The organism is Actinomadura syzygii, assembly GCF_008085905.1.
Lineage (GTDB): Bacteria > Actinomycetota > Actinomycetes > Streptosporangiales > Streptosporangiaceae > Spirillospora > Spirillospora syzygii.
The window spans coordinates 57,924-80,741 of sequence record NZ_VSFF01000022.1; the positions used below are offsets into that span (position 1 = coordinate 57,924).

Annotated in this window: 18 protein-coding genes; 15 read left to right on the forward strand and 3 right to left on the reverse strand. The window is 75.2% G+C overall.

The features are described 5' to 3' along the window. Positions 1-6: 6 nt before the first annotated feature. The 10 genes from FXF65_RS42570 (at position 7) to FXF65_RS42615 (ending at position 11,071) form a co-directional block, all read left to right on the forward strand. Positions 7-1,932 carry a helix-hairpin-helix domain-containing protein gene (locus tag FXF65_RS42570; protein WP_148356177.1) on the forward strand — a complete coding sequence of 642 codons (1,926 nt, stop codon included), beginning with the start codon at positions 7-9 and terminating at the stop codon, positions 1,930-1,932. A gap of 36 nt (positions 1,933-1,968) precedes the next feature. Beyond that, positions 1,969-2,649, forward strand: a complete 681-nt coding sequence (locus FXF65_RS42575) for a vWA domain-containing protein (RefSeq protein ID WP_148356178.1) — start codon at positions 1,969-1,971, stop codon at positions 2,647-2,649. Next, positions 2,646-3,374, forward strand: coding sequence for a PP2C family serine/threonine-protein phosphatase (locus FXF65_RS42580; RefSeq protein WP_187412828.1), 729 nt, complete (start codon positions 2,646-2,648; stop codon positions 3,372-3,374). Before FXF65_RS42575 ends, FXF65_RS42580 begins: the two co-directional genes overlap by 4 nt. A gap of 64 nt (positions 3,375-3,438) precedes the next feature. Next, positions 3,439-3,792, forward strand: a complete 354-nt coding sequence (locus FXF65_RS42585) for an ArsR/SmtB family transcription factor (protein ID WP_148356180.1) — start codon at positions 3,439-3,441, stop codon at positions 3,790-3,792. Between the two features lie 139 nt (positions 3,793-3,931). Continuing rightward, positions 3,932-4,417, forward strand: a complete 486-nt coding sequence (locus FXF65_RS42590) for an NADH-quinone oxidoreductase subunit B family protein (RefSeq protein ID WP_148356181.1) — start codon at positions 3,932-3,934, stop codon at positions 4,415-4,417. Between the two features lie 10 nt (positions 4,418-4,427). Then, positions 4,428-6,461 carry a proton-conducting transporter transmembrane domain-containing protein gene (locus tag FXF65_RS42595; protein ID WP_148356182.1) on the forward strand — a complete coding sequence of 678 codons (2,034 nt, stop codon included), beginning with the start codon at positions 4,428-4,430 and terminating at the stop codon, positions 6,459-6,461. An 8-nt stretch (positions 6,462-6,469) separates the two neighbouring features. Beyond that, entirely contained in the window at positions 6,470-7,432 is a 963-nt protein-coding gene (locus FXF65_RS42600; RefSeq protein WP_246199500.1) for a respiratory chain complex I subunit 1 family protein, read from the forward strand. Continuing rightward, positions 7,429-8,088: a hypothetical protein gene (locus tag FXF65_RS42605; RefSeq protein ID WP_148356184.1), complete on the forward strand. Its 660-nt coding sequence runs from the start codon at positions 7,429-7,431 to the stop codon at positions 8,086-8,088. The genes FXF65_RS42600 and FXF65_RS42605 overlap by 4 nt, the downstream gene beginning before the upstream one ends. Beyond that, positions 8,088-9,566 (forward strand): proton-conducting transporter transmembrane domain-containing protein, encoded by a 1,479-nt coding sequence (locus FXF65_RS42610; protein WP_148356185.1) that lies wholly within the window; start codon positions 8,088-8,090, stop codon positions 9,564-9,566. Before FXF65_RS42605 ends, FXF65_RS42610 begins: the two co-directional genes overlap by 1 nt. Continuing rightward, positions 9,566-11,071, forward strand: coding sequence for a hydrogenase large subunit (locus tag FXF65_RS42615; protein ID WP_148356186.1), 1,506 nt, complete (start codon positions 9,566-9,568; stop codon positions 11,069-11,071). Before FXF65_RS42610 ends, FXF65_RS42615 begins: the two co-directional genes overlap by 1 nt. Positions 11,072-11,087: 16 nt before the next feature. Here the strand turns inward: FXF65_RS42615 and FXF65_RS42620 are convergent, their stop codons facing one another. The 3 genes from FXF65_RS42620 to FXF65_RS42630 all read right to left on the reverse strand — a co-directional run bounded on the left by FXF65_RS42620 (position 11,088) and on the right by FXF65_RS42630 (position 14,300). Then, a complete protein-coding gene (locus tag FXF65_RS42620; RefSeq protein ID WP_148356187.1) occupies positions 11,088-12,158 on the reverse strand; it encodes a phosphotriesterase family protein in 1,071 nt (356 codons plus the stop codon). Next, positions 12,155-13,162 carry a phosphotriesterase family protein gene (locus FXF65_RS42625; protein WP_222869054.1) on the reverse strand — a complete coding sequence of 336 codons (1,008 nt, stop codon included), beginning with the start codon at positions 13,160-13,162 and terminating at the stop codon, positions 12,155-12,157. The genes FXF65_RS42620 and FXF65_RS42625 overlap by 4 nt, the downstream gene beginning before the upstream one ends. A gap of 202 nt (positions 13,163-13,364) precedes the next feature. After that, complete coding sequence (locus FXF65_RS42630) at positions 13,365-14,300, reverse strand: helix-turn-helix transcriptional regulator (RefSeq protein WP_148356189.1); 936 nt, start codon at positions 14,298-14,300, stop codon at positions 13,365-13,367. A gap of 270 nt (positions 14,301-14,570) precedes the next feature. Here FXF65_RS42630 and lanL point away from each other — a divergent pair, with 270 nt between their 5' ends. The 5 genes from lanL (at position 14,571) to FXF65_RS42650 (ending at position 22,796) form a co-directional block, all read left to right on the forward strand. After that, complete coding sequence (lanL, locus tag FXF65_RS42635) at positions 14,571-17,363, forward strand: class IV lanthionine synthetase LanL (RefSeq protein ID WP_148356190.1); 2,793 nt, start codon at positions 14,571-14,573, stop codon at positions 17,361-17,363. Then, the gene (locus FXF65_RS42640; protein WP_148356191.1) at positions 17,360-19,108 is read left to right on the forward strand and encodes a S9 family peptidase; all 1,749 of its coding nucleotides are present in this window, start codon (positions 17,360-17,362) and stop codon (positions 19,106-19,108) included. Before lanL ends, FXF65_RS42640 begins: the two co-directional genes overlap by 4 nt. 5 nt (positions 19,109-19,113) lie before the next feature. Further along, positions 19,114-19,290: a listeriolysin S family toxin gene (locus tag FXF65_RS44320; protein ID WP_187412829.1), complete on the forward strand. Its 177-nt coding sequence runs from the start codon at positions 19,114-19,116 to the stop codon at positions 19,288-19,290. Between the two features lie 69 nt (positions 19,291-19,359). Continuing rightward, positions 19,360-21,024 (forward strand): ATP-binding cassette domain-containing protein, encoded by a 1,665-nt coding sequence (locus tag FXF65_RS42645; RefSeq protein ID WP_187412830.1) that lies wholly within the window; start codon positions 19,360-19,362, stop codon positions 21,022-21,024. Continuing rightward, on the forward strand, positions 21,021-22,796 hold the full coding sequence (locus tag FXF65_RS42650) for an ABC transporter ATP-binding protein (RefSeq protein WP_222869055.1): 1,776 nt from the start codon (positions 21,021-21,023) through the stop codon (positions 22,794-22,796). Before FXF65_RS42645 ends, FXF65_RS42650 begins: the two co-directional genes overlap by 4 nt. Positions 22,797-22,818: the final 22 nt, after the last annotated feature.

The following is a 22,818-nucleotide window of genomic DNA, read 5'->3' on the forward strand; positions in this document are numbered from 1 at the left end:
CGGAGAATGCTGACGGTCGGCACCGGCGGGGAGTTAAGGCTCGGACCCGCAGTGGACCGGGGCGGGCAGGGCGAGCTCTTCGCCGTTTCCGGACGGCCCGACCTGGTGTTCAAACGCATTCACGACGCGGAACTGGCGCGGGACGCCGCATGGCCCGACCGGTTACGCGTCATGGTCGCCCATCCCCCGGCTGGGGTCCGGGACGGGCAGGGGCATGTGCTGCTGGCCTGGCCTTCCGACTACGTCCTGGACGGCGACCGCTGCGTGGGCTTCCTCATGCCGCGCCTGGATATTTCCCGGACCGCCGAACTGCACCTGCTGGCCAATCCGTCCGACCGGCGGTCTCCGGCTCCGGGTGGGCCGCATTGGGCGGTCCAGTGGACGTGGCGGGAATTGCTGCACACCGCCGTGAACCTGGCCGCGGCCGTGCGGGTCGTGCACGATTCCGGCGTGGTGATCGGCGATTTCCAGGAACGGAATGTGCTCGTCGACCAGACGGCACTGGTGTCCTTGGTCGACTGCGACTCGATGCAGGTCGCCGATCCCGATACGGGACGAGTGTTCCACTGCACGGTCGGACGGCCTGAATACACCGCACCGGAGCTGATCGGCGCCGACGTCGCGAACGTCCGCCGGGAGCCGTCGTCCGACCTGTTCGCCCTCGCCGTCCATATCCATCAGATCCTCTTTTCAGGCGCCCATCCATTCGACGGTTTGTGGACCGGGTCGGGAGAGAAGCCGCGCCGGGACCGCTTGGCGGCGAAGGGCTGGTACGCCAACGGCCGGAAGGGTCCGCTCCGCCCACCGCCGGGCGTTCCCGGATTCGAGCTGATAACGGCCCCGGTACGCGACCTGTTCGACCGGGCGCTGGCCGAAGGGGCGCGCCGTCCGGAACGGCGACCGACGGCGGCGGAATGGCAGGCGGCGCTGCGGGAACTGGCCGCCGACCTGAGGAGCTGCCGGGCGGACCGGACGCATGTGCATCCGCGGGAGGCGGCGTCGTGCCCGTGGTGCGCCGCCGAGCGCGCCCGGTCCGAGCACGCGCCGCCCGAGCACGCGCCGCCCGAGCACGCGCCGCCCGCCCGCGTCCCCGCGCCTCGGCAGGTCGCGGCGGCGGCCCCCGTTCGGAGGCGCCGCCGATGGCCCGCCTGGGTCGGCGCATTCGCGGTCTTGGCGACGGTGGGCGCGTTCGCCGTTCCGAAGGTCGCGGACGCGGTGCGAACCGAACCGACGCCCCCGGACATCGCGGCGCCGCGTTTGACGGGCGCCTCAACCCGCACCGTCCCGGCCAAGGCTCAATTTCAGAGCGCCTATCCTTCGACGCTGAGAATCGAGCGGGCGAGCCTCAGCGGATTCCGGCTGACCGTGAGTTTCGACGCGCGCGGCGACTACGTGTCCAACCCCGGATTTCGGGGAGCGCGGCTGCTCGTGCATACCCGCCGGGGACTGGTCGACGTCCCCCCGATGAAGCTTGAGCCCATCGCCTCGGACCAGAAGCACATCGCGGCCCGCCTCACCTATCCGGCGCATCTGCCGGGTGACTACGACTTCGTTTTCAACCGCGACCGCTTCCCCTGGACACGGATCGGTCGCGTCGACGTGCCCGCCGTGGCCGTCGTCCCCAACGCGAACGGAGCCTTCGGAACTCCGGCGTCGTGGACGCTCTTCCGCAAGACCTCCCTGCCCGGCGGACGGCTCCGCCTCGACGTCGGCGGCTACGGACGTCCGGGCGACAGCTGCCTGCTCCCGACCAAGAGTGAACCGAAGACGACCGAACGCGAATACCAGAACCAGACCTACTTCACCTGGAACGGCACCACCTCAATGGCGGTCGGAAACGCTCCTTTCTACCGCGCCACGCTCACCTTCCCGCACAAGAGCCGAGCGTTCCGCTTCTACTGCGGCATTTCCGAGACCGAGATCCCCCTCTAATCCCCCCATGCTGCTCCCGGAAAGGAACAGTTCAGAATGACCGCACCTTTCACCCCGCGTTTGAAGCTTGACAATCGTGATCCGCGCGTCGCCTGCGTCCTGCTCCTCGACGTCTCCCTCTCGATGGGCGGCGCGCCGATCGACGAACTCAACCGCGGGTACGCGCGGTTCTGCGGCGAACTCGGCGAGGACCCGCTGGCCCGCAAGCGCACCGAGGTGGCGGTCGTGACGTTCGGCGGCGAGGTGCGCGTCGCGCAGCCGTTCGCCGAGGCCAGGGAGCTCGAGCCGCAGCGGTTCTCGGTCTCGGGCACGACCCCGCTGGGCGAGGCCCTCGACACGGCGATGGACCTCGTCGAAGGGCGCAAGGCCGAATACCGGGCGGCCGGACTGGAGTATTACCGGCCGTGGCTGTTCGTCCTGAGCGATGGATCGCCCACCGACGGGGAAAGGTTCGAGAACGCCGTCCGCCGCCTGTCGGAAATGGAGCGCGCGAAAGGCGCGACGGTGTTCGCGGTGGGAATCGGCGAGGCCGCCGACATGACCCAGCTCGCGCGGCTGTCGGAGCGCGGCCCGGCGCGGCTGCGGGGCCTGCAGTTCGGGCCGATGTTCGCGTGGCTGTCGGCGTCCATGCAGCAGGTCAGCAACTCGGTGGCCTTCGGCCCCGAGAGCGACACCACGCAGATCCCGCTGCCGCCGGTCGGCTGGGGCACCGCGTGAGGGTGCTGGCCGCCTCGGTGACCGGCGCCGCCCACCGGCGTCTCGGCCAGGACTGCCAGGACGCGTGGGCGTCGGCTCGGACACCGGCGGGGCTCGTCCTCGCGATCGCGGACGGCGCGGGCTCCCGCGAGCATGCGGCGAAGGGCGCGCGGACGGCGGTCGCGGCGGCGTGCGCGACCGCCGGACCGGGGAACGATCCGCTGCTCGCCGCGTTCGCCTCCGCTCGGCAAGCCGTCCTCGGCCTGGCGCCCGACCCGGCTCCCTTCGCCTGCACGCTCTCGGTCGTGGTCGTCGGCGCCGCCGAGGTGGCGGCCGGGCAGATCGGCGACGGGATCGTCGCGGTCGAACAGGGCGGCGGCGCGCGGAGCGCGGCGGTAACGGCGCGGGGCGAGTACGCGAACGAGACGGTCTTCCTCACGTCCCGCGACGCGATGGACGCGCTGGCCGTCGAACGCTTCCCGGCGTCCGAGGTGACGGGAGTGGCGCTGTCCACGGACGGGCTCCGCTCGGTCATCCTGGACGACCCCGCCGCCGGAAACCTGTACGAGCCGTTCTTCACCGACCTCTGGAGCTATGCCCGGCGGGAGTCCGCGGCCGCGGACGGCCTGCGCGCCTTCCTCTCGGACGTCCCGGACGGCACCGGCGACGACAAGACCCTCGTCGTCGCGGTGCCCGGCACGACCGGCGGAAGCCGTCCCCCGGACAACCCGGACGACCCGCGCTAGAGCGCCCGCTTGCTAAGTTTGGCAATTGCCGAGGTGGTCACCCGGCGAAGGGGGATCGGGCATCGTGAGCGCGCCGCTGTACCAGCTCAAGGCGGAGTTCTTCAAAACGCTCGGGCACCCGGCCCGGATCCGCGTGCTGGAGCTGCTCAGCGAGCGCGACCACGCGGTGGCCGAGATGCTCCCCGAGGTGGGGATCGAGCCCGCGCACCTGTCCCAGCAGCTCGCGGTGCTGCGCCGCGCCGGGCTTGTGGTCTCCCGCAAGGAGGGCTCCACGGTCATCTACTCGCTGACCAGTCCGCGTGTGGCAGAGCTGCTCGCCGTCGCCCGTTCCATCCTGACCGGGGTGCTGTCCGGTCAGGCGGAACTCCTGGACGACCTCCGGGCCGCGGGCGCCGCCGAAGGCCGCGAACACTCCTAGCAGGACCCCCTCGGACGGACCCGGGTCCGTCCCGTGCTGTTGTATCGAGTTGCTAACGTTGGCAATTGCGCAGGACGGTAACTTCTTGCGCTTCGATGCCCTCTGCCCCGGTACGGGCCGTCTCACAGTGAGGAACACGGTGAAAGATCTGCTGCGTAAGATCCGCGGGACGGGCCGGGTCGCGGAGCCGGCGCCCGCGCGTCCCGAGGGCGCGTCCGCGGGACGCGCGCGGGAGTTCGGCGGTTCGGTGCAGGTCCGGCACGTGGACGCGGGGTCCTGCAACGGCTGCGAGGTGGAGATCGCCTCGGCGTTCGGCCCGGTGTACGACGCCGAGCGCTACGGGGCCCGGCTGGTGGCCTCCCCCCGCCACGCCGACGCGCTGCTGGTGACCGGGCCCGTGACGCGCAACATGCGGATGGCGCTGCGCCGCACCTACGAGGCCGTCCCCGAGCCGAAGGTCGTCGTCGCGGTAGGCGACTGCGCGTGCGACTGCGGGGTGTTCGCCGAGGCGTACGGCGTGGTCGGCGCCGTGGGCGACGTCGTGCCGGTGGACGTCGAGGTGCCCGGCTGCCCGCCGCCGCCGGACGCGATCACGGCCGCGCTGCGGGGGCTCACCGGCCGATGAGCCTGAGCCGATGAGCCTGACGGGGGCCGCGCTCGGCGCGGGGCTCGGATCGAGCCTGCTCGCCGCCGCGGCCGGGACGCTGCTGCCCCGGCGGGCCCGCCGCGTCGGCGCGGGCCTCGGGACCGGCGCGGCCGGGGCCGCGGCGGTGGTCGCGGGCGGCGCGGCGCTGTCCGGCCACCCCTGGGACGCCTGGTACCCCGACCTGCTGCCGCTGGCCGGGATCCGGCTGGCGGTCGACCCGCTGAGCGGGCTGTTCCTCGCGGTCACGGGCGCGGTAGCGATGTGCGCGGCGGTGTACGGCGTCGGATACGCACGCGGCGGACCGCGCGGTGGATCGGGCCTGGACGGACGAGTCACCCAGGCGATGGTCCCGCTGTTCGTGGCGGCGATGCTGCTGGTGCCCGCGGCGGCGAGCGCGAGCACGTTCCTGGTGGCGTGGGAGCTGATGGCGCTGACCTCGCTGCTGCTGGTCGTGGCCGAGCACCGGCGGCGGGCGGCGGTGGCCGAGGCCGGGCTCTGGTACGCGGTGATGACGCACCTGGGGCTGGTGGTCGTCCTCGCCGGGCTCGTGGGGTTCGCCGCGGCGGCGGACGGCGAGTCGTTCACGCGGATGCGCGCGGCGGCCGACGGCATGTCGCCCGCCGTGCGCGGCGCGGTGTTCGTCGCGACGTTCGTCGGGTTCGCGTCCAAGGCGGGCATCGTGCCGCTGCACGTGTGGCTGCCGCGCGCGCACCCGGAGGCGCCGAGCCACGTGTCCGCGCTGATGAGCGCCGCGATGGTCAACCTCGGCGTGTACGGGATCGTGCGGGTGGGCTTCGACCTGCTGGGCGGCGGCCCGGAGTGGTGGTGGCTGCTGGCGCTCGCCGCGGGCGCGGCGTCGGCGCTGTACGGCATCCTCCAGGCGGCCGTGGCGACCGATCTGAAGCGGCTGCTGGCCTATTCGACGTGCGAGAACATGGGGCTCGTCCTGCTGGGCGTCGGGGCGTCCGGGCTGTTCGCGGCGGTGGGGTCCCGTCCGCTGGCGGCGCTGGCGATGACGGCCGCGCTGCTGCACGTGGTCAACCACGCGGGGTTCAAGACGCTGCTGTTCCTGTCGGCCGGGTCGGTGGTCCACGCCACCGGCACCCGCGACCTGGACGACCTCGGCGGCCTGCGGTCGCCGATGCCCGCCACGACCGCGCTGTTCGGCGTCGGCGCGCTGATGGCGTCGGCGCTGCCGCTGGGCAACGGGTTCGTGAGCGAATGGCTGCTGGTGCAGAGCCTGATCCACGCGCTGCCGTCCGGCGGGACGGTCACCGCCGTCACCATGCCGCTGGCCGTGGCGGTCGTCGCGCTGTCGGCGGGACTGGCGGTCGCCACGTTCGTCAAGGCGTTCGGCGTCGGGTTCCTGGCCCGTCCGCGCACGCCCGCCGCCGCGCGGGCGCACGAGAGTCCCGCGACGATGCTCGCCGGCATGGCGGCGGCGGCCGTGTGCTGCGGCGCGCTCGCGCTGGCGCCCGGGTGGGCGGCGTCGGGCCTGACGCGGGCGATCGCCGTCGCGGCGCCGGGCCCGGACGCGGTGTCCGCCCAGGCGACGCTGCGCCCGGCGGGCCTGCCGAGCACCATGTCCCCGCTGGTCATCGCGGTCGCGCTGCTGGTCGCGGTGGTCGGGCTCGCCGCGCTGCTGCGCGCCGCCGCGTCCCGCCGGGCCCGGCGGAGGGCGCGGCTGTGGGACTGCGGGGCCGGTCCGATGTCGGCCCGGATGGAGTACACCGCGACCTCGTTCGCCGAGCCGTTGCAGCGGGTGTTCGACGACGTCCTCGCCCCGGAGACCGACCTCGACGTCACACCGGTCACCGAGTCGGCCTACCTGGTGGACAGCGTGACCTACCGGGCCAGAGTCGGCGACCGGATCGAGCACCGGCTGTACCGTCCGGTGCTGGCGGCGGTGGAGTGGACCGGGCAGGCCGCCCGGCCGCTGGCCAACGGCAGCGTGCACCGCTACGTCGGGTACGGGTTCTACGCCTTCACCGGTGTGCTCGTCGTCCTGGCGGTGCTGCGATGAGTGCTGCGGTGAGTGCTGCGGTGAGCGCGGCGGGCGCGGTCGGCGCTGCGGCCCAGGTGGTGCTGGTGGCCGCCGGGGCGCCGGTGCTGGTGGGCTTGATGCGGCAGGTGCGCGCCCGGCTGGAGGGACGCGCCGGCGCGGGCTTCCTGCAACCGTGGCGGGACCTGCGGAAACTCGTCCGCAAGGAGGCGATCACGCCGGACGGCACCGGTCCGATCTTCCGGACGGCGCCGCTGGTGCTGGCGGGCACCGCGCTGGTGATCGCCGCCGTGATCCCGGTCGCGACCACGGCGTCGCCGCTGGACGGCGCCGCCGACCTGTTCGCCGTGGCCGCCCTGCTCGCGCTCGGCACGGTCGCGCTCGCGCTGGCCGGGCTGGACACCGGCACGGCCTTCGGCGGCATGGGCGCGAGCCGCGAGATGACGGTGATGGCGCTGGTGGAGCCCACCATCCTCGTGTCGATCTTCGCGCTGTCGGTACCGGTGGGCTCCACCAACCTCGGCGCGATCGTCACCTCGACGCTGCACGAGCCGCAGCGGGTGGCGTCCCCGGCGAGCGTGCTGGCCGCGGTCGCGCTGGCGGTGGTGGCGATCGCGGAGACCGGGCGGATCCCGGTGGACAACCCGTCCACCCACCTTGAACTGACGATGATCCACGAGGCGATGGTGCTGGAGTACGCCGGGCCGGACCTCGCGCTGGTGGAGTGGGCGTCGGCGATGCGGCTGACGATCCTGCTCGGCCTCGTCGCCAATCTGTTCGCGCCCTGGGGCATCGCCGGGGCGTCCCCGGCGATGCTGCCGGTCGCGCTGATCGCCTTCGCGGCCAAGGTCGCGGTGCTCGGCGGCGCGCTCGCCGCCGGCGAGGTGTTCATGGCCAAGCTGCGCATGTTCCGGGTGCCCGAGCTGCTGGCCGGGTCGTTCGTGCTCGCGCTGCTGGCGGTCGCCGCGTCCTACTTCCTGGTGGCCCCGTGAACCACGTCCTCTACGTGCGGCTCCTCGACCTGGCCTGCGGCGCGTTCCTGCTGGCCGGGGTGCTGGTGCTGTGGCGGCGCGACCTGGCCGCGATCGTCCGGCTGTTCGCCGCGCAGGGCGTTGCGCTCGGCTGCCTCGTCGCCGTGCTCGGCGTGGACGCGGGCGATCCCGAGGTCGTCGGCCTGGCGGTGGGGATCGGGCTGCTGCGCGCGGTCGCGCTGCCCTGGCTGCTGCGGCGCGCGATGACGGCGGGCGGCGCGGGACGCGAGACCGACCCGCGGGTGAACGTGGCCGCGTCCCTGATGGTCGCGGCGCTGCTGGCCCTGCTGGCGTACGCCGTGACGCGTCCGGTGGTGGCGCTCGACCCGGCGCCCGCCGTGCGGGCCGTGCCCGTCGCGCTGACCGTGGTGCTGATCGGGTTCTTCGTCCTCGTGACGCGGCGGCGCGCCCTCTCCCAGGTCGTCGGGTTCCTGCTGGTGGACAACGGCATCACGGCCGTCGCGTTCCTGACCACCTCGGGGGTGCCGCTGATCGTCGAGCTGGGCGTGTCCCTGGACGTCCTGCTGGCCGTGCTCGTGCTCCAGGTGCTGACCGCCCGGATGCGGGCCGCGTTCGGCGACACCGACCTGGACGACCTGCGGGAGCTGCGGGACTGATGACCCTCCTGTTGACCGCCCCCATCGCCGCGCCCGCGCTGGCCGCGGGCGCCTACGCGGCCTTCGGATGGCGGCGCGGCACGGCCTGGCTGGGCGCCGTCGCCGCCGTCGCGCTGCTCGCCGCCGCGATCGCCCTCGCCGTCCACGCCGTGGACGCGCCGCGCACCGGCCTCGGCGGGCTGCTCCGCGCGGACGCCCTCAGCGCGTTCATGCTGATCGTGATCGGCGCGGTGGCGGTGCCCGCGACGCTCGCCGGGCCCGGACACCTCGCCGCCGAACGCACCGCCGCGCGGGACGCGCGCCGCTACGGCGTCCTCACCCAGGGGTTCGTCGCCGCGATGGCGCTCGCGGTGCTGGCCGCCAGCCTCGGCGTCCTGTGGGTGGCGATCGAGGCGACGACGATCCTGACCGCGTTCCTGGTCGGGCACCGCCGCACCCGCAACGCCACCGAGGCGGCCTGGAAGTACGTGGTGATCTGCTCGACCGGCATCGCGCTGGCGTTCCTCGGCATCGTGCTGCTGCACTTCGCGGCGCGGCACGCCCACGTCCCGTCGTCCGGGTCGCTGGACTGGACGCAGCTCACCGCGCGCGCCGCGCAGCTCGACGCGGGCGTGACGCGAATCGCGGTCGCGCTGCTGATCCTCGGCTTCGGCGCGAAGGCGGGCCTCGCCCCGCTGCACGCCTGGCTGCCGGACGCGCACGGCCAGGCCCCGGCCCCGGTGTCGGCGCTGATGTCGGGCGTGCTGCTGTCGGTCGCGTTCTACGCCGTCCTGCGGGTCAAGGTGATCGCCGACGCCGCGCTCGGCGCCGGGCCCGCCCGGACGCTGCTCCTCACCGCCGGGCTGGCCTCGCTCGCGGTCGCCGCCGCGCTGCTGCTCGCCCAGCGCGACTACAAGCGGATGCTCGCCTACTCCAGCATCGAGCACATGGGCCTGCTCGCGGTCGGCGCGGCGATCGGGACGCGGCTCGCCGTCCTCGCGGTGCTGCTGCACATCCTCGGGCACGGGCTCGCCAAGTCGGTCGCGTTCCTGGCGTCCGGGCACATCGGCCGGATCTCCGGGGGCAGCCGGATCGACGCCGTGCGCGGCCTCGCCGCGCGCGCCCCGCTGGTCGCGGGCGGGTTCGGCGCGGCGGTGCTCGCGCTGCTCGGCTTCCCGCCGTTCGGCCCGTTCGCCAGCGAGCTCGGCATCTTCCGCGCCGGGTTCGCCGCCGGGCTCGGCTGGGCCGCCGGGATCGCGCTCGTCCTGCTGCTTCTCGTCATGGGCGCGCTCGCCGCCCGCACCGGCCGGATGCTGCTCGGCGCGCCGCCGGACGCGCCCGGCGCCGCCAAGCTCCCCGCCGCGCTCCCCGTCCGGCTCCCCCGGGCGGACGCGGCGGCGCTCGTCCTCGGGCTGCTCGGCTGCGCCGCGATCGGCATCGGGCTCGGGCCGCTGCGCACCCTTCTGGACCACGCCGCCACCGTCCTCGGAGCGCACTGATGACCCCACCCGAGCGGACGAGCGTCGAGGTCAACGCGGGCGCGCTGCCGAGGCGGGCCGCCGCGCTGCTGGACGGCGGCGCCCGGCTCGCCCTCGTCGCCGCCCACCACGACCCGGACGCCCTGCGCGTCGTGTACCTGTTCACCCACCCCCGGACGGACCGCCGCACCGAGTTGCACGTCGTCGTCGACCCGGCCGACCCGGTGCTGCCCAGCCTGGCCGGGATCAGCTTCCCGGCCGGACGGTTCGAGCGCGAGATGCACGACCTGTACGGCATCGTCCCGGAAGGTCATCCGCTGCCGCGCCGGCTCGTCCGCCATCACCACTGGCCCCGCGGCTGGTACCCGATGCGCGACGACGCCGGACCGCCGCCCGAGTTCGGCGACCCCGCGGGCCCCTACCCGTTCGTGCAGGTCGAGGGGCCGGGAGTCTACGAGATCCCGGTCGGGCCCGTGCACGCCGGGATGATCGAGCCCGGCCATTTCCGCTTCTCCGTCGTCGGGGAGAGCATCCTCAAGCTGAAGGCCCGGCTGTGGTTCGTGCACCGGGGCGTCGAGAAGCTGTTCCAGGGGCGGCTCCCCGCGGACGCCGTCCCGCTCGCCGAGCGCGTCAGCGGCGACACCACCGTCGGCCACACCCTCGCGTTCTGCCTCGCCGTCGAGGAGGCGGCGGGCGCGGAGGTCGCGCCCGGCGCGCAGCGCGCGCGGGCGATCCTGCTGGAGCTCGAACGGCTCTACAACCACGTCACCGACCTCGGCGCGCTGTGCAACGACGTCGGGCATTCGATCCTCAACGCCCAGTTCGGGCGCGTCCGCGAGCAGTTGCTCCGCCTCAACGCGCAGGTCACCGGGCACCGGCTGCTGCGCGGCGGCGTCCATCTCGGCGGGGCCGTGCTGCGCACGATCCCCGACCCGGACGTGCTGCGGTCCATCGAGGCGGACGTCGCGGAGATCGTCGCGCTGGCGCTCGGCCACACCGTGGTCGCGGACCGCTTCACCGGCACCGCGCCGCTGACCGCGCGGGCCGCCCGCGACCTCGGCGCCCTCGGCTACGTCGCCCGCGCATCCGGCCTCGACGCCGACGCCCGCCGCGACCACCCCTTCACCGACCTGCGCCCGGCGCTGACCGTCCCGACCGCCGAGACCGGCGACGTGCTGGCCCGCTTCCAGATCCGGGCCCGCGAGATCGGCGCGTCGATCGCGATCGTCAACGACCTGACCTACGGGACGAACCCGGGCTCCGCCACCTACTGGCCGCCGCTCGACCCGCCGCCCGCCCCGTCCGGCCGCCCGGCGTCGGGCGTCGGCGTCGTCGAGGGGTGGCGCGGCACGATCGTCCACCGGGTCGAGCTCGCCCCGGACGGCGCCCTGACCCGCGCCAAGATCGTCGACCCGTCGTTCTTCAACTGGCCCGCGCTCCCGCTCGCCCTGAGCGGCGCGATCGTCCCCGACTTCCCCCTGGTCAACAAGAGCTTCAACCTCTCCTACGCGGGCAACGACCTCTGACCGCCGGGCGCTCGCGTCAGGGGGCCGGGGCGGCGAAGGTCAGCGCGCGGGCCGGGTTCTCCACCATGATCATGTGGAGGGCCTCGGCGGACACCCCGAGGCGGCGCAGCGCGGGCAGGAAGTGGTCGGGGATGTAGCTGTAGCCCTGCCCGCCGTACCGCTTGAGCTGGATCTTCTGGCAGACGTCGTGGCCGAGCAGGATCTGGCTCGCGTACCCCTCCTCGACCAGGTTCGCGATCCCGCGGGCGACCTTGTGGTCGCCGAGCAGGACGAGATGCCCCCACGGGCTGCCCGGCGAGGCCAGGAAGTCGAACTCGATGAACACGCCCCGCTCGAGGACCCGCCGCGCGTAGGGCAGGTCGACGGCCATCGTCCCGGCGTGGCCGACGACGACGTTGGACGGGGCGACGCCCTCCTCGTCCATGATGTCCAGGACCTTGAACTTCTCCTCGCCGACCCCGCCGACGTGGAACGTGACAGGGGCGCCGGTGATGCGGCTCGCCCGGCCGGACGCCCGGACGCTGGTCAGCTCGGCGGGCGTCAGCGGGTCGGTCTCCGCGCCGACCTCGCCGATGATCCCGGCGCGGACGCCGGTGCCGTCCGCGCCCTCCACGATGTCGCGGACGATCCCCTCGGCGAGGTCGTCCACGGTGCGCTCGGCCATGCCGGGCGGGTGGAAGGTCGGCGTGTACCAGCCCGCGCCCATCACGACGTTGAGCCCGCTGGCCCGCGCGATCCGCAGCAGCGAGCGGGGGTCGCGGCCGATGCCGAGGCTGGTGACCTCGACGACCGTCCCGCCGCCGGCGCGCTGGAACTCCCGCACCTCGGCGAGCATCTCCTCGAAGTCGGCGAGGACGTCGTTCTCGGCGTTGACCGCGCCGTGCCGGGTGCGGGCCAGGGTGGCGATGCCGAGCGGCTCCAGCGCCTGCGGCTCGTCCTCCCCCGGGCGCAGCGCGTTCGGCGGGCGGCGCAGGTCGAGGAAGACGTGCTCGTGCATGAGCGTCGGGCCGAGCGTCGACGGGTCGACCGGGCCGGTGACCGTGAGCGCCTTCCCGGCGAGGTCGGGGATGGTCGGCGGCAGGGTCATCGGTCGTCCCCCGTGATGGTCAGCCAGCGGCGCGGATTCTCCGTCGTGAACGTGCCGAGCAGCGCGTCGTCCGCGCCGAGGTAGCGCAGGAACGGAAGGAACTGCTCGGCGACGAACCCGTACCCGCCGCCGCCGTAGGACTTCAGGTCGATCTTGCGGGCGACGCGCGGGGACAGCAGCACCCGCTCGGCGTGGCCGCGCCCGGCGAGGTCCATGACGGCGGCGGCGACGTCCTGGTCGTCGGTCTCGCGGTACACGGTGGGGAGCCTGCCGAGCCCGTCGAACTGGAGGAACACGCCGCGGGCGGCGAGCCCTGCGAGGGCGCCCGCGTCGGTCGCGAGGCCGTCGCAGTCCCCGACGGCGACACGGCCTAGATCGGCTCCTTCGGCGGACAGCAGGTCGAGGAGCTCGTGCGTGGCGGCCGCCGTCGCGGCGCGCTCGACGAGCACCGGCGCGCCGGTCCGGTGGGCGGCGGAGGCCACGCCCGCGGCCAGGGCCCGGTCTTCGGGACGTTCGAGGTCCAGCGGGTCGATCCCGCCGATCAGGCCCGCGCGGACGCCGTCCACGCCGTCCCGGAGGTCGCGGACGATCCCTTCGGCGATGCCCTCGGCGGACGTCCCGGCGATCTCGGGCGTCCGGGCCGGGGAGCGTCCGCCGCAGCCCATGACCACGGCGACCCCGCTCGCCCGGGCGAGGCGGGCCAGCGCCGGGGCGCGGCCCGCGAGGTCGAAGCCGGTCGCCTCGACCACGGCCCCGCCGCCCAGCGCGGCGAAGTCGGCCAGTTCGGGACGGACGATCTCCTCCGTCAGGCGGCGGTCGTCCCGGTTGCGCAGGCCGAGGGCGAGCGCGCCGAGGGCCTCCATGGTCACCTTCGCGTCCTCGGCGTCGCCGTCGTCGTTCAGGTCGCTGACCAGGTGGACGGAGGTGGCGGTGAGCCCGAGGGCGGCGGGGTCGACCTCGCCGGTGACGGTCACGACGCGGCCGGTCGCGCCCGGCGCGCTCACCAGCGGCGCCATGGGTGTGCGGAACCGCTGATCGGGCTGGTCGCCAACTGGAATCCTCCCCTGTGCGAGGACGTCGCCTCCGCGACGGCCGGGCCCGTCCGCCTGGCGGACGGCACCGAGGTGAATGTACCGGTTCGCTGCGATAAGCCCGCTTGTGTTTCGCCGCAAGCTTGTTGACGGACGCCGCAGGCGGCGGCCGCCGCTAGGTGCGGACGGCGTGGCGGCGCGGCGCGACGAGGACGGCGAGTTCGGCGCGGCCGGAGACGCCGAGCTTGGCGTAGGCGCGTCCCAGGTGGTTGTCGACCGTCCGGACCGAGAGGGACAGCAGCTCGGCGATGTCCTTGCTGGCCGCTCCCCCGGCGGCCAGCAGCACGATCTCGCGTTCGCGCGGCGACAGCTCCGAGAGCGCCTCGTCGTTCTCGGGCCTGACACGCGTGGGGCCCTCCGCGTCGTCGCGGCTCTCCGAAAGCCAGGCGGCACCGGCGCGCACCCGCGTGACGGTCTCGTGCGCGCCGATGAGCAGTTCCGCCAGCATTTGGGGATTCCCGTCGACCATTCGCGCAATTTCCCTCCGGTGCGCCTCCGCGATGTACGAGCCGAGGACGTGGGTCAGGATGTCCGTCATCGCGGCAGGTCCGAGCGGGTTCAGGCGCACGCGCGTGGCGAGGCCGTCCTTCCATAGGGCGACGATTCCGTCGGGTGCCTGCTCGCCGTCGCGGACCGTGGCGACCACGGACACGAGACCGCGGACGGCCAGGTGGTGCACCACCCCGGCCGATCCGTCGTCCAGCAGATGGGCGTCGTCGATGCCGACGACCAGCGGACTTCGCCGCGCCCGCGCCGCCGTTCTGCGGACCGCGCCGGACAGCAGGACGAGCGGGTCGCCGCCGGGCGCGGCGTTCGCACCTTCGTCGGGGTCGAGCAGCGGGAGTATCGCCCCGAACGGGATCGACGCGCATTCCTTCGTGGCCGCGAGCCATTCGGTCTCCCGTCCCGCGCGGCGGGCCCGCGCCAGGATCTCGCGCGCCGTCCGCGTCCGGCCGACGCCCGCCGGGCCTACCAGGACCACGCCGCCGGCCGCCAGCGCGGCCTCGGCGGCGACGATCTCGTCCGCCCGCCCGCTTATCGGACAGTCCATTCGCACCGCGCCTCCCCGTATTTCCCCTTGTTGTGGCCTTCCACCGAGGTATTCGTCCCGGAGCGGACGCCGGATGGGCGCGCCGCGACCGGCGGGCTGGCGACCACGCAGCGCCGCCCACGCCATTACGCCGAGTAATTCACCCGACGGAATTGAGTAGCAAAAGTACTCACCGCGACTACTCAAGACAATTGCGATCGCAGCGCCCTATGGTTCCGTTATGGATGCCGCCGGGGGCGGGGTCCGGCTTTCTGAAACGGGGATCTGACAATGACGGGGTTTCTGATCGATCGGGATGTTCCGGCTTTCGGTGCGGGGCCGGAGGATGGGGCGCCGGCCGAGCCCGCGGCGCTGGTGAGCGCCGAGTTCGACCAGCTCAGGCTGAACGGATGGTCGATCGAGCCGGGTGAATTCTGGACCCACGTGAGGCCCGCGTCCCAGGCCCGCCGAATTCAGGGTTGGAAACTCCATGTCTCCGCGACGATCGTGTCCGCGGCCGAAGTGCTGCGCGTGTGCCTGCCGCCGATCGTCGCGTCCGGGTCCCCGTTCAAATTCGCGGGCACGCTGGAGAATCTGCGCGACCTGAACGACTTCCGGACGCCGCGCGGCAACTCCGGAAAGTTCATCACCGTCTATCCGGCCGACGACGGCGTGCTGCGCGAGCTGGCGGAGCGGCTGCACGAGGTCACCCTCGGCCTCGACGGCCCGGCCGTGCTCTCCGACGTCCCGTTCCGGAAGGGGAGCCTGGTCCACGCCCGCTACGGCGGGTTCGACGGGGTGCGGGCCCTGTCCAACGACGGGAGGTACCGCAACTGCGTGGTCACCCCGGACGGCGGCCTGGTCGAGGACGAGCGCGTCGGCGTGTTCCGCCCGCCGCCCTGGACGGATCCCCCGTTCGGCGCCGCGCGGCCCTCGCGGAACGGCGGCGGCGGTCCGGTGCTGCTCAGGGACCGGTACCAGGTGACGTCCGCGATCCGGCACGCGAACAAGGGCGGCGTGTACCGCGCCCTGGACCGGCGCACCGGCGCCGAGGTGATCGTCAAGGAGGCCCGGCCGCACGTGGCGAGCGACGCGCGGGGACGCCACGCGGGCGACTTCCTGCGGCACGAGGCCCGGGTGCTGCGGCACCTCGCCGGGCTCGGCGTCGTCCCGTCCGTCGTCGACGAGTTCACGCAGGACGGCCACCGCTTCCTGGTCGAGGAGCTGATCGCGGGCGAGACCCTGTACGACAAGGTCGCCACCGCCCTTGAGGAGGGGACGGCGTGGCCGCCGGGGCCGCTCGTCCGCGACCTGGTCTCCGAGCTGGCGCGGACGCTGCAGGCCGTGCACGACGCCGGCGTCGTGGTGCGCGACCTGTCGCCGAACAACATCCTGATCACCGACGACGGGCGGCTCCGCCTCATCGACCTGGAGCTCGCCGCGGTGCTCGCCGAGGTGCTCGCCGGGGAGAAGGCGCCGTCCGCCGGGCGGTGGGAGGTGTTCGGCATCGGCGGCGGGACGCCCGGTTTCAGCGCCCCCGAGCAGCGGGACGGCGCGGGCCCCGACTTCTCCGCCGACCTGTTCAGCCTCGGCGCCCTGGCCCTCTTCCTCGCGACGCAGACCGACCCGTCCCTCGCCGACGACCGGCCGGAGGGGCGTCCGCTGGAGGACCGGGTCGTCCACCTGCTGACACCGCCGCTGGGGCCGCCGGACATCGATCCGGTCACGCACGACATCGTCACCGGCCTGATGCGGTCGGCGCCCGCGGCCCGGATTCCGCTGACGCGCGTCCTGCGGATGGCGTCCGGCACCGTCCCGCTCCTCCGCCCCGCGAGCGAGCCCGAGGCCATCGGCGGTTTCGACTACGACGCCTGGGGTTCGCTGGTCGGCGGGATGCTGGGGCATCTCGCCGCGAACCTGCCCGCCGATCCCGACGAGCGGCCGTGGCCGGAGACCGCGTTCGGGACGGAGGCGGAGCCCTGTACCGTCCAGCACGGCCTCGCCGGAGGGCTCGCCGTGCTCGCGCGGTTCGCCGAACTCGGCCTCGACGGGGACGCGGGCGGGCACGTGGCCCGGCTCCTCGACGCGGTCGTGCCCCGCGTCACCCGGCATCTCGGCGCCGCCGAGCACCGGCTGCCGGGCCTGCACTTCGGCTTCGCGGGCACGGCCTGGGCGCTGTTCGACGCCGGGCGCGCCCTGGACCGTCCCGACCTGTCGGCGCTCGGCCTCGAACTCGCGTCCGGGCTGCCGACCGCCTGGCCGGTGCCGGACGTGACGCACGGCCTGGCGGGGCTCGGGTCCTGCCTGCTCCACCTGGCACGGGAGACCGGCGACCAGCGGCTGCTCGCCAGGGCGGGCCGATGCGCCGACCACCTCCTGGAAACCGCCGAGCACACCGGCGACGCGGTCTCGTGGCGCACCCCCGAGTCGTTCGACTCCGAACTCGCCGGATACCGCTCGTACGGCTACGCGCACGGCGTCGCCGGGATCGGCGCGTTCCTGCTGGCCGCCGGGCGGGACACCGGCCGCGACGAGCTGCTGAGGACCGCCCTGCGCTGCGGCGAGACGCTGCTCGACGCGGCGATCCCGATCGGCGACGCCGCCTACTGGCCGGACCAGGTCGGGACGTCCCGCCCGTTCGCCCACTGGTGCAACGGCTCCTCGGGCGTGGGTGGCTTCCTGTGCCGCCTCCACGTCCATACGGGTGATCAGCGGTACCTGGACGCGGCGGTGGCGGCGGGGCGGGCGGTCCTGCGGTCGCGGCGGCGGAGCGGCGCGTCGTACTGCCACGGGCTGGCCGGGAACGGCGACTTCCTGCTCGACCTCGCCGAGGTCGAGGGCACCGGACGCCACAAGGCCGAGATGCTCGCGGCGCTGCTGTGGGCGCGCCGCCTGGAACAGGACGGCCGCGCGGTGCTGCCGGACGAGACCGGCCGCGCCGTCACCGGCGGCTACGGCGTCGGCCTCTTCGGACACCTCGCCTTCCTGCAGCGCCTCCGGTTCGGCGGCCCGCGCCTGTTCCACCTCGACGCGCGTCCCGCCGACGCCGGCGGCGTCCAGGCCGGGCCGGAGGACGCGGCATGACCGCGCCGCGCGCCGACGTCTGGACGCGGCCCCGGCACAACCTCCGCCTCACCCCGGACGGCGGATGGGCCGCCGCCCTGTGCCGGTACGACGACGAGTCCGCCCCGCAGGTCGAGATCTGGCGGCGGCGCGGGGACAGCTGGTCGGTCACGCCCACCGGGACGTTCGCCGCGGTGACCGACCAGCTCCTCCCCCTCCCCGGCGGGCGCGTCCTGGTGCGCTGCGGCGACGGCACCCGGCGGCTCCGGCTCGTCGGCCCGGACTCGGCGACGACGGTGGCGCGGACGGCCGAGCCGTCGGTCCGGCTGCTGCCCGCGCCGCCCGGCGACCCGGACACCCGCTGCGTGCTGGCCGCCTACGACGAGCGGACGACCCGGCTGTACCGGCTGACGGCGGCGGACCGGCTCGTCCGCTGTCCGGGCGAGCTGCCCGGCCGCACCGAGGACGGCGTGTGGCTCGGCGCCCGGCGGCTGGCGCTCACCCTGTTCCGCTCCGGCGGCGCCGCGACCGTCGTCGCCGACCTCGCGACGGGGCGGGCACGTCCCCTGCTGGACGTCGGCCCGAACACGATCGACCGGGCCGAGCTGTACTCGCCCGCGTCCACGGCGCTGGTCGTCCGGACGGACGCGGGCGGCGCGGACCGGATCGGGTTCGCCCGCCTCGGCGCGGACGAGGCGTTCTGGTTCCCCGCCGAGACGTCGTCCGACCGCGGGCTCCGGCCGCTGGCCCTGGACCCGGACGGGCGGCGGCTGCTCACCCACGAGCAGTGCGGCGTCCATTCCGAGCTGGCGGTCTACGACATCGCGGACCGCGTCCGGAAGCCGCTGCCGACGCCGCCGGGCGCGCAGCGCGGCCCCGCCGCCTGGACGGACGAGGGCATCGTCACCCCGTGGTCCGCGCCGACCGCACCCACCGCGATGCTCCGGCTGCGTCCCGGCCACCCGCCGCCCTCGCCCGTCCCCGTGCCGGGCGTCAGCCCCGCCCGCGTGGTGACGGTCGAGGGGGCGGCGGGTCCCCTGGAGGCGATCGCGTACGGCGGGGACGGCTGGCTCCACGCGCCGACCCTCGTCGTCGCGCTGCACGGCGGGCCGCTGTCGGCCTGGCGGTACGAGTTCCACCCCCTGCTCTCCGCGCTCGCCGACGACGGCGTCGGCGTGCTGGCGGTGAACCAGCGCGGCAGCACCGGCTACGGCGCCGAGCACGTCCGGCCGATCCGCGGCGGCTGGGGCGGGCCCGACCTGGACGACGTCACCGCCGTCCTCGCCGACCTGCGGGAACGGCGCGGCGACGCGAGCCCTCCGGCCGTGCTCGGGCACAGCTACGGCGCGTTCCTCGCGCTGCTCGCCGCCTGCGCCGCCCCCGGTCAGGTGAGCGGATGCGTCGCGATCGCGCCGTTCCGGTCGGCCGCCGCGCTGCACGCCGCGGGCCCCGGCCCGGTCCGCGACCTCGTCCGCCGCCTGGACGGGCTGCGCGTGCCCGCCGGGCCGCTCGGACCGCGGGACGTCCCGGCGCTCGCGGGCCGGATCACGGCGCCGGTCCTGCTCGTCCACGGCGCGCTGGACGAGGTGATCCCGGTCCGGGAGAGCCGGGCCCTGTACGCGAGATTCCTCGCCCTCGGGCGCCGCCCGGGGACGGACGTGACGTACGTCGAGGTCGCGGACGGCGGGCACGACCCGCTGTCCGGCGGGGAGGCCGGGCGGGCGACGGCCGCCGTCCGCGACTTCCTGAGATCCGAGAGGAGGTGAAACGAATGTCGATGAGCATCGAGGACCTTCAGTCGCTGCCCGAGGAGCAGTCGAGCCTGCTCCACGGGGACGCGGACCTTGCGTGCTGCACCTACACCTGTGGCACCCAGAGCTGCGGCGCCACGTGCAGCCCCGGTAAGACGATCGGCCCGCGCACCAGCACGAGCACGACCCTCTACTGATCCATGAAAGCGCCCGGGGCGGGCCCGCACGCCCGCCCCGGGCGCCCCCCTTCGAGAGAAAGGCGAACCGTGACCGTCGCAGCCGTCGTCCGCCGCGACCTCTCGCGCGGCAACCCCGGGCTCGCCGCCCTGGTCGTCGCCGCGGGCGGGACGGCCATCGGGTGCCGGCTCGCCGCGCCCGCCGCGCTCGCCGCCGTGGTCGGGGCGCTGCCCGGCCGGGCCCCGGTCGCGGCGCCGCTGACCGTCCTCGCGGCCGTCCTGCTGGGCGGGCTCGCGGCGACGGCGGCGGCCGACCAGGCCGCGGCGGCGCTGTCGGCGGCCGTCACGCGGCGGCACCGGGCGGCGCTGCTCCGGCACGCGCTCCGCATGTCCCCGCGCGACGCGCGGTTCGGCGACGGCGAGCTGCTCACCCGCTTCTCCACCGACGCGGTCGCGCCCGGCGACCTCCTCGCGTCCGCCATCTCGGTGGCGCTCGGAGGCTGCGCGGGCGCCGGCGCGCTCGTCGCGCTCGCGTCCGTCCGGTGGTGGCTTGCCCTGCTGGTCGTGGCTGAGCTGGCGGCGGCGTTCGGGGTCGTGCGGGTGTTCGTCCGGCGGGCGTCGCGGGCGGAGCGCCGCTACCAGGCGGCGCGCGGCGACCTGGCCGGACGCATCGTCGACGCGCACCGGGGCGCCCGGACGATCCGCGCGTGCGGCACCCGCGACCAGGAGCGGCGGCGGATCCTCGTCCCGCTCGCGGAGCTGCGCTCGGCGGGCCGGGCGAGCTGGGCGGCGCAGCGGCAGGTGACCTGGCGGATGGGGCTGATCGTCCCGCTCCAGCAGGTCGTGCTGCTGACCGTCCTCGGGTTCGGGCTGCTGACCTGGCGGCTCGACCTCGGCGAGGTGGTGGCGGCGCTGGCGTACGCGCGGCTGGCGCTCGGGCTGCTCGACCACACCGACGAGCTGGTGGACATGGCGCGGCTCGGCGCGGGCGTCCGGCGGCTCGGCGAGGTGCTCGACCGGCCCGCGCCCGGACCGGCCGCCGACCCGCCGCGCCCGCCGCCGCCCGGCGGGCCCGGCGAGATCCGCTTCGAGGACGTCCTCGCCGGTGTGACGTTCACCGTCCCGGCCGGGCGGCACGTCGCGGTCGTCGGACGGTCGGGCGCCGGGAAGTCGCTGCTGGTCGCGATGGTCGGCAGGCTCGCCGAACCCGGGCCGGGCCGCGTCCTGCTGGACGGCGTGGACGTCCGCGACGCCGACCCGCCCGCCCTGCGGCGCGAGGTCGTGTACGCGTTCGCGGTCCCGGAGCTGTTCGGCCCGACCGTCCGCGCAGCGATCACCGCCGGGCTCCCGGACGGCGCGCCCGGCCGGGCGGAGGCGGCGGCGCGGCTGGCGCGGGCCGACGGGTTCGTCCGGCGGCTGCCCACCGGATACGACACGCCGCCGGGGCGGGCCCCGCTCTCCGGCGGCGAGCTGCAACGGCTCGGCCTGGCGCGGGCGCTGGCCCGGCCGGGCCGGGTCCTCGTCCTGGACGACGCCACCAGCAGCCTCGACACCGCGACGGAGGCGGAGGTCGTGCTCGCCGTCCGCGACGCCTGGCGCGGCCGGACGGCGCTCGTCGTCGCGCACCGTCCCGCCCTGGCCGGGGCCGCCGACCTCGTCGCCTGGCTGGACGGCGGCCGCCTCCGCGCCCTCCGCCCGCACGCCGAGCAGTGGCGGGACCCCGAGTACCGCGCCATCTTCCAGGGGGACTCGTGACGACCGGACGCCCGGACGCCTCCCAGCGGGCGGTGATCCGGGCCGGGTGGCGGCAGCTCGCGGCGCGCGCCCGGCCGTACCGGCGGGAGCTGCTCGCGGTGGCGGGCCTGTCCCTGCTCCTCGCGGCGCCGACCGCCGTGTCCGGACGGCTCATCGCGCACGCGCTCGACGACGGGTTCCTGATCCGGCGGCCCGCGACCGGGCTGTTCTGGCTCGGCGTGCTCGCCGAGGTCGGGCTCGCGTCGGCGGTGCTCGGCGCGGCCCTGTTCCGGCCGCTCACCCGGTTCGTGGACCCGTTCCGCGACCGGCTGATCGACGAGGCGGTCACGGCCGGGCTGGACCGCGCCCTCGGCCGGGACGCCCCGACGCCCGGCGGCGACACGCTCCAGGCCACCGAGTGGGTGGAGACGATCAGGCAGCTCCTCGCGTCCGTGCTGCGGAACCTGCACATGACGGTGTCCGTCGCGGTCGGCGCGCTGCTCGGGCTCGCCGCGCTGGAGCCCGTCGCCACCGCGATCGTCGCGCCGTGCCTGCTGGCGTCGCTCGCCGTCAACTGGGCGCTGCTCCGCCGGGCCGTCGAGCGGCAGCGGCGGCACATCGACGCCGAGGAGGGCCTCGCCGACGAGGTCTCGGCGGTGTTCCGGGCCCGCCGCGACATCATCGCCTGCGCCGCCGAGGACGCCGTGGGCCGCGGCATCGCCCGCGGCATCGGCGCGGCCCGCGACGCGCAGGTGGCCGCCGCGCGGATCGGGGTGCTGCGGTCGCTGACCACCGGGCTCGGCGCCGAGGCGTCACTGCTGCTGCTCCTCGCGCTGGCGCCGTGGCTCATCGCCGCCGGGCGGCTGTCCGGCGGGGAGATCGTCGGCGCCGCCTTCTACGTCGCGCTCAGCCTCGGGCCGGCGCTGAGCTTCCTCGTCCTCGGCGGGACCGGCTGGTTCGTCGGGCTGCTCGGGCTGCTCGGCAGGCTGGACGAGGCGCTCCCCCGCGTCCCGGCGGCGGCGGTCGCGGAGCCGTCCGCGCCGCCGCTCGGACCGCGTCCCGCGCTCGCGGCCGACGACCTGACCTTCGCCTACTCGGCGTCGGCCGACCCCGTCCTGGACGGGGTGAGCGTGCGGATACCGTTCGGCGCGCACGTCGCGGTGGTCGGCCCGAGCGGGTCGGGGAAGTCGACGCTGGCGTCGCTGCTGTGCGGGCTGCGCGCCCCGGACCGCGGACGGGTGAGCGTCGCGGGCCGCGACCTCGCCGACCTGCCGCCCGCGCTGCGCCACCGGACGGTGTCGCTGATCCCGCAGGAGGCGTACGTCTTCGCGGGCACGCTGCGCGAGAACCTCGGGTACCTCGTCCCCGGCGCGAGCAACGCGGTCCTGCTGGACGCGGCGGACGCGTTCGGCCTGCGCGCCGTCCTCGACCGGCTCGGCGGGCTGGACGCCGCGCTCCCGCCCGGCGGCGCGGGCCTGTCCGCCGGGGAGCGGCAGCTCGTCGCGCTCGCCCGCACCTACCTGGCGGGCGCGCCGATCGCGGTGCTGGACGAGGCCGCCTGCCATCTCGACCCGGCCGCCGAGCGCGCCGCCGAGGCGGTGTTCGCGCGCCGCGGCGGGACGCTGATCGTGATCGCGCACCGGATCGGCAGCGCCGTCCGCGCGGACCGCGTCCTGCTCGTGGACGGCGGCCGGATCGCCGAGGGCACCCACGACGAGCTGCTCAGGACCAGCCCCCGCTACCGGGAGCTGGCCGGGCACTGGAAGGAGCACCATGCCGAGGCGCCCGCCTAGGCCCCGCCGCCCCCTCAGGCTG

What these genes read in the sequence shown, in the direction of transcription:
- FXF65_RS42570 (WP_148356177.1), top strand. Translation starts at nt 7, where the DNA reads ATGCTGACGGTCGGCACCGGCGGGGAGTTAAGGCTCGGACCCGCAGTG.
- FXF65_RS42575 (WP_148356178.1), top strand. Translation starts at nt 1,969, where the DNA reads ATGACCGCACCTTTCACCCCGCGTTTGAAGCTTGACAATCGTGATCCG.
- FXF65_RS42595 (WP_148356182.1), top strand. Translation starts at nt 4,428, where the DNA reads ATGAGCCTGACGGGGGCCGCGCTCGGCGCGGGGCTCGGATCGAGCCTG.
- FXF65_RS42610 (WP_148356185.1), top strand. Translation starts at nt 8,088, where the DNA reads ATGACCCTCCTGTTGACCGCCCCCATCGCCGCGCCCGCGCTGGCCGCG.
- FXF65_RS42615 (WP_148356186.1), top strand. Translation starts at nt 9,566, where the DNA reads ATGACCCCACCCGAGCGGACGAGCGTCGAGGTCAACGCGGGCGCGCTG.
- FXF65_RS42620 (WP_148356187.1), bottom strand. Translation starts at nt 12,158, where the DNA reads ATGACCCTGCCGCCGACCATCCCCGACCTCGCCGGGAAGGCGCTCACG.
- FXF65_RS42630 (WP_148356189.1), bottom strand. Translation starts at nt 14,300, where the DNA reads ATGGACTGTCCGATAAGCGGGCGGGCGGACGAGATCGTCGCCGCCGAG.
- lanL (WP_148356190.1), top strand. Translation starts at nt 14,571, where the DNA reads ATGACGGGGTTTCTGATCGATCGGGATGTTCCGGCTTTCGGTGCGGGG.
- FXF65_RS42640 (WP_148356191.1), top strand. Translation starts at nt 17,360, where the DNA reads ATGACCGCGCCGCGCGCCGACGTCTGGACGCGGCCCCGGCACAACCTC.
- FXF65_RS44320 (WP_187412829.1), top strand. Translation starts at nt 19,114, where the DNA reads ATGTCGATGAGCATCGAGGACCTTCAGTCGCTGCCCGAGGAGCAGTCG.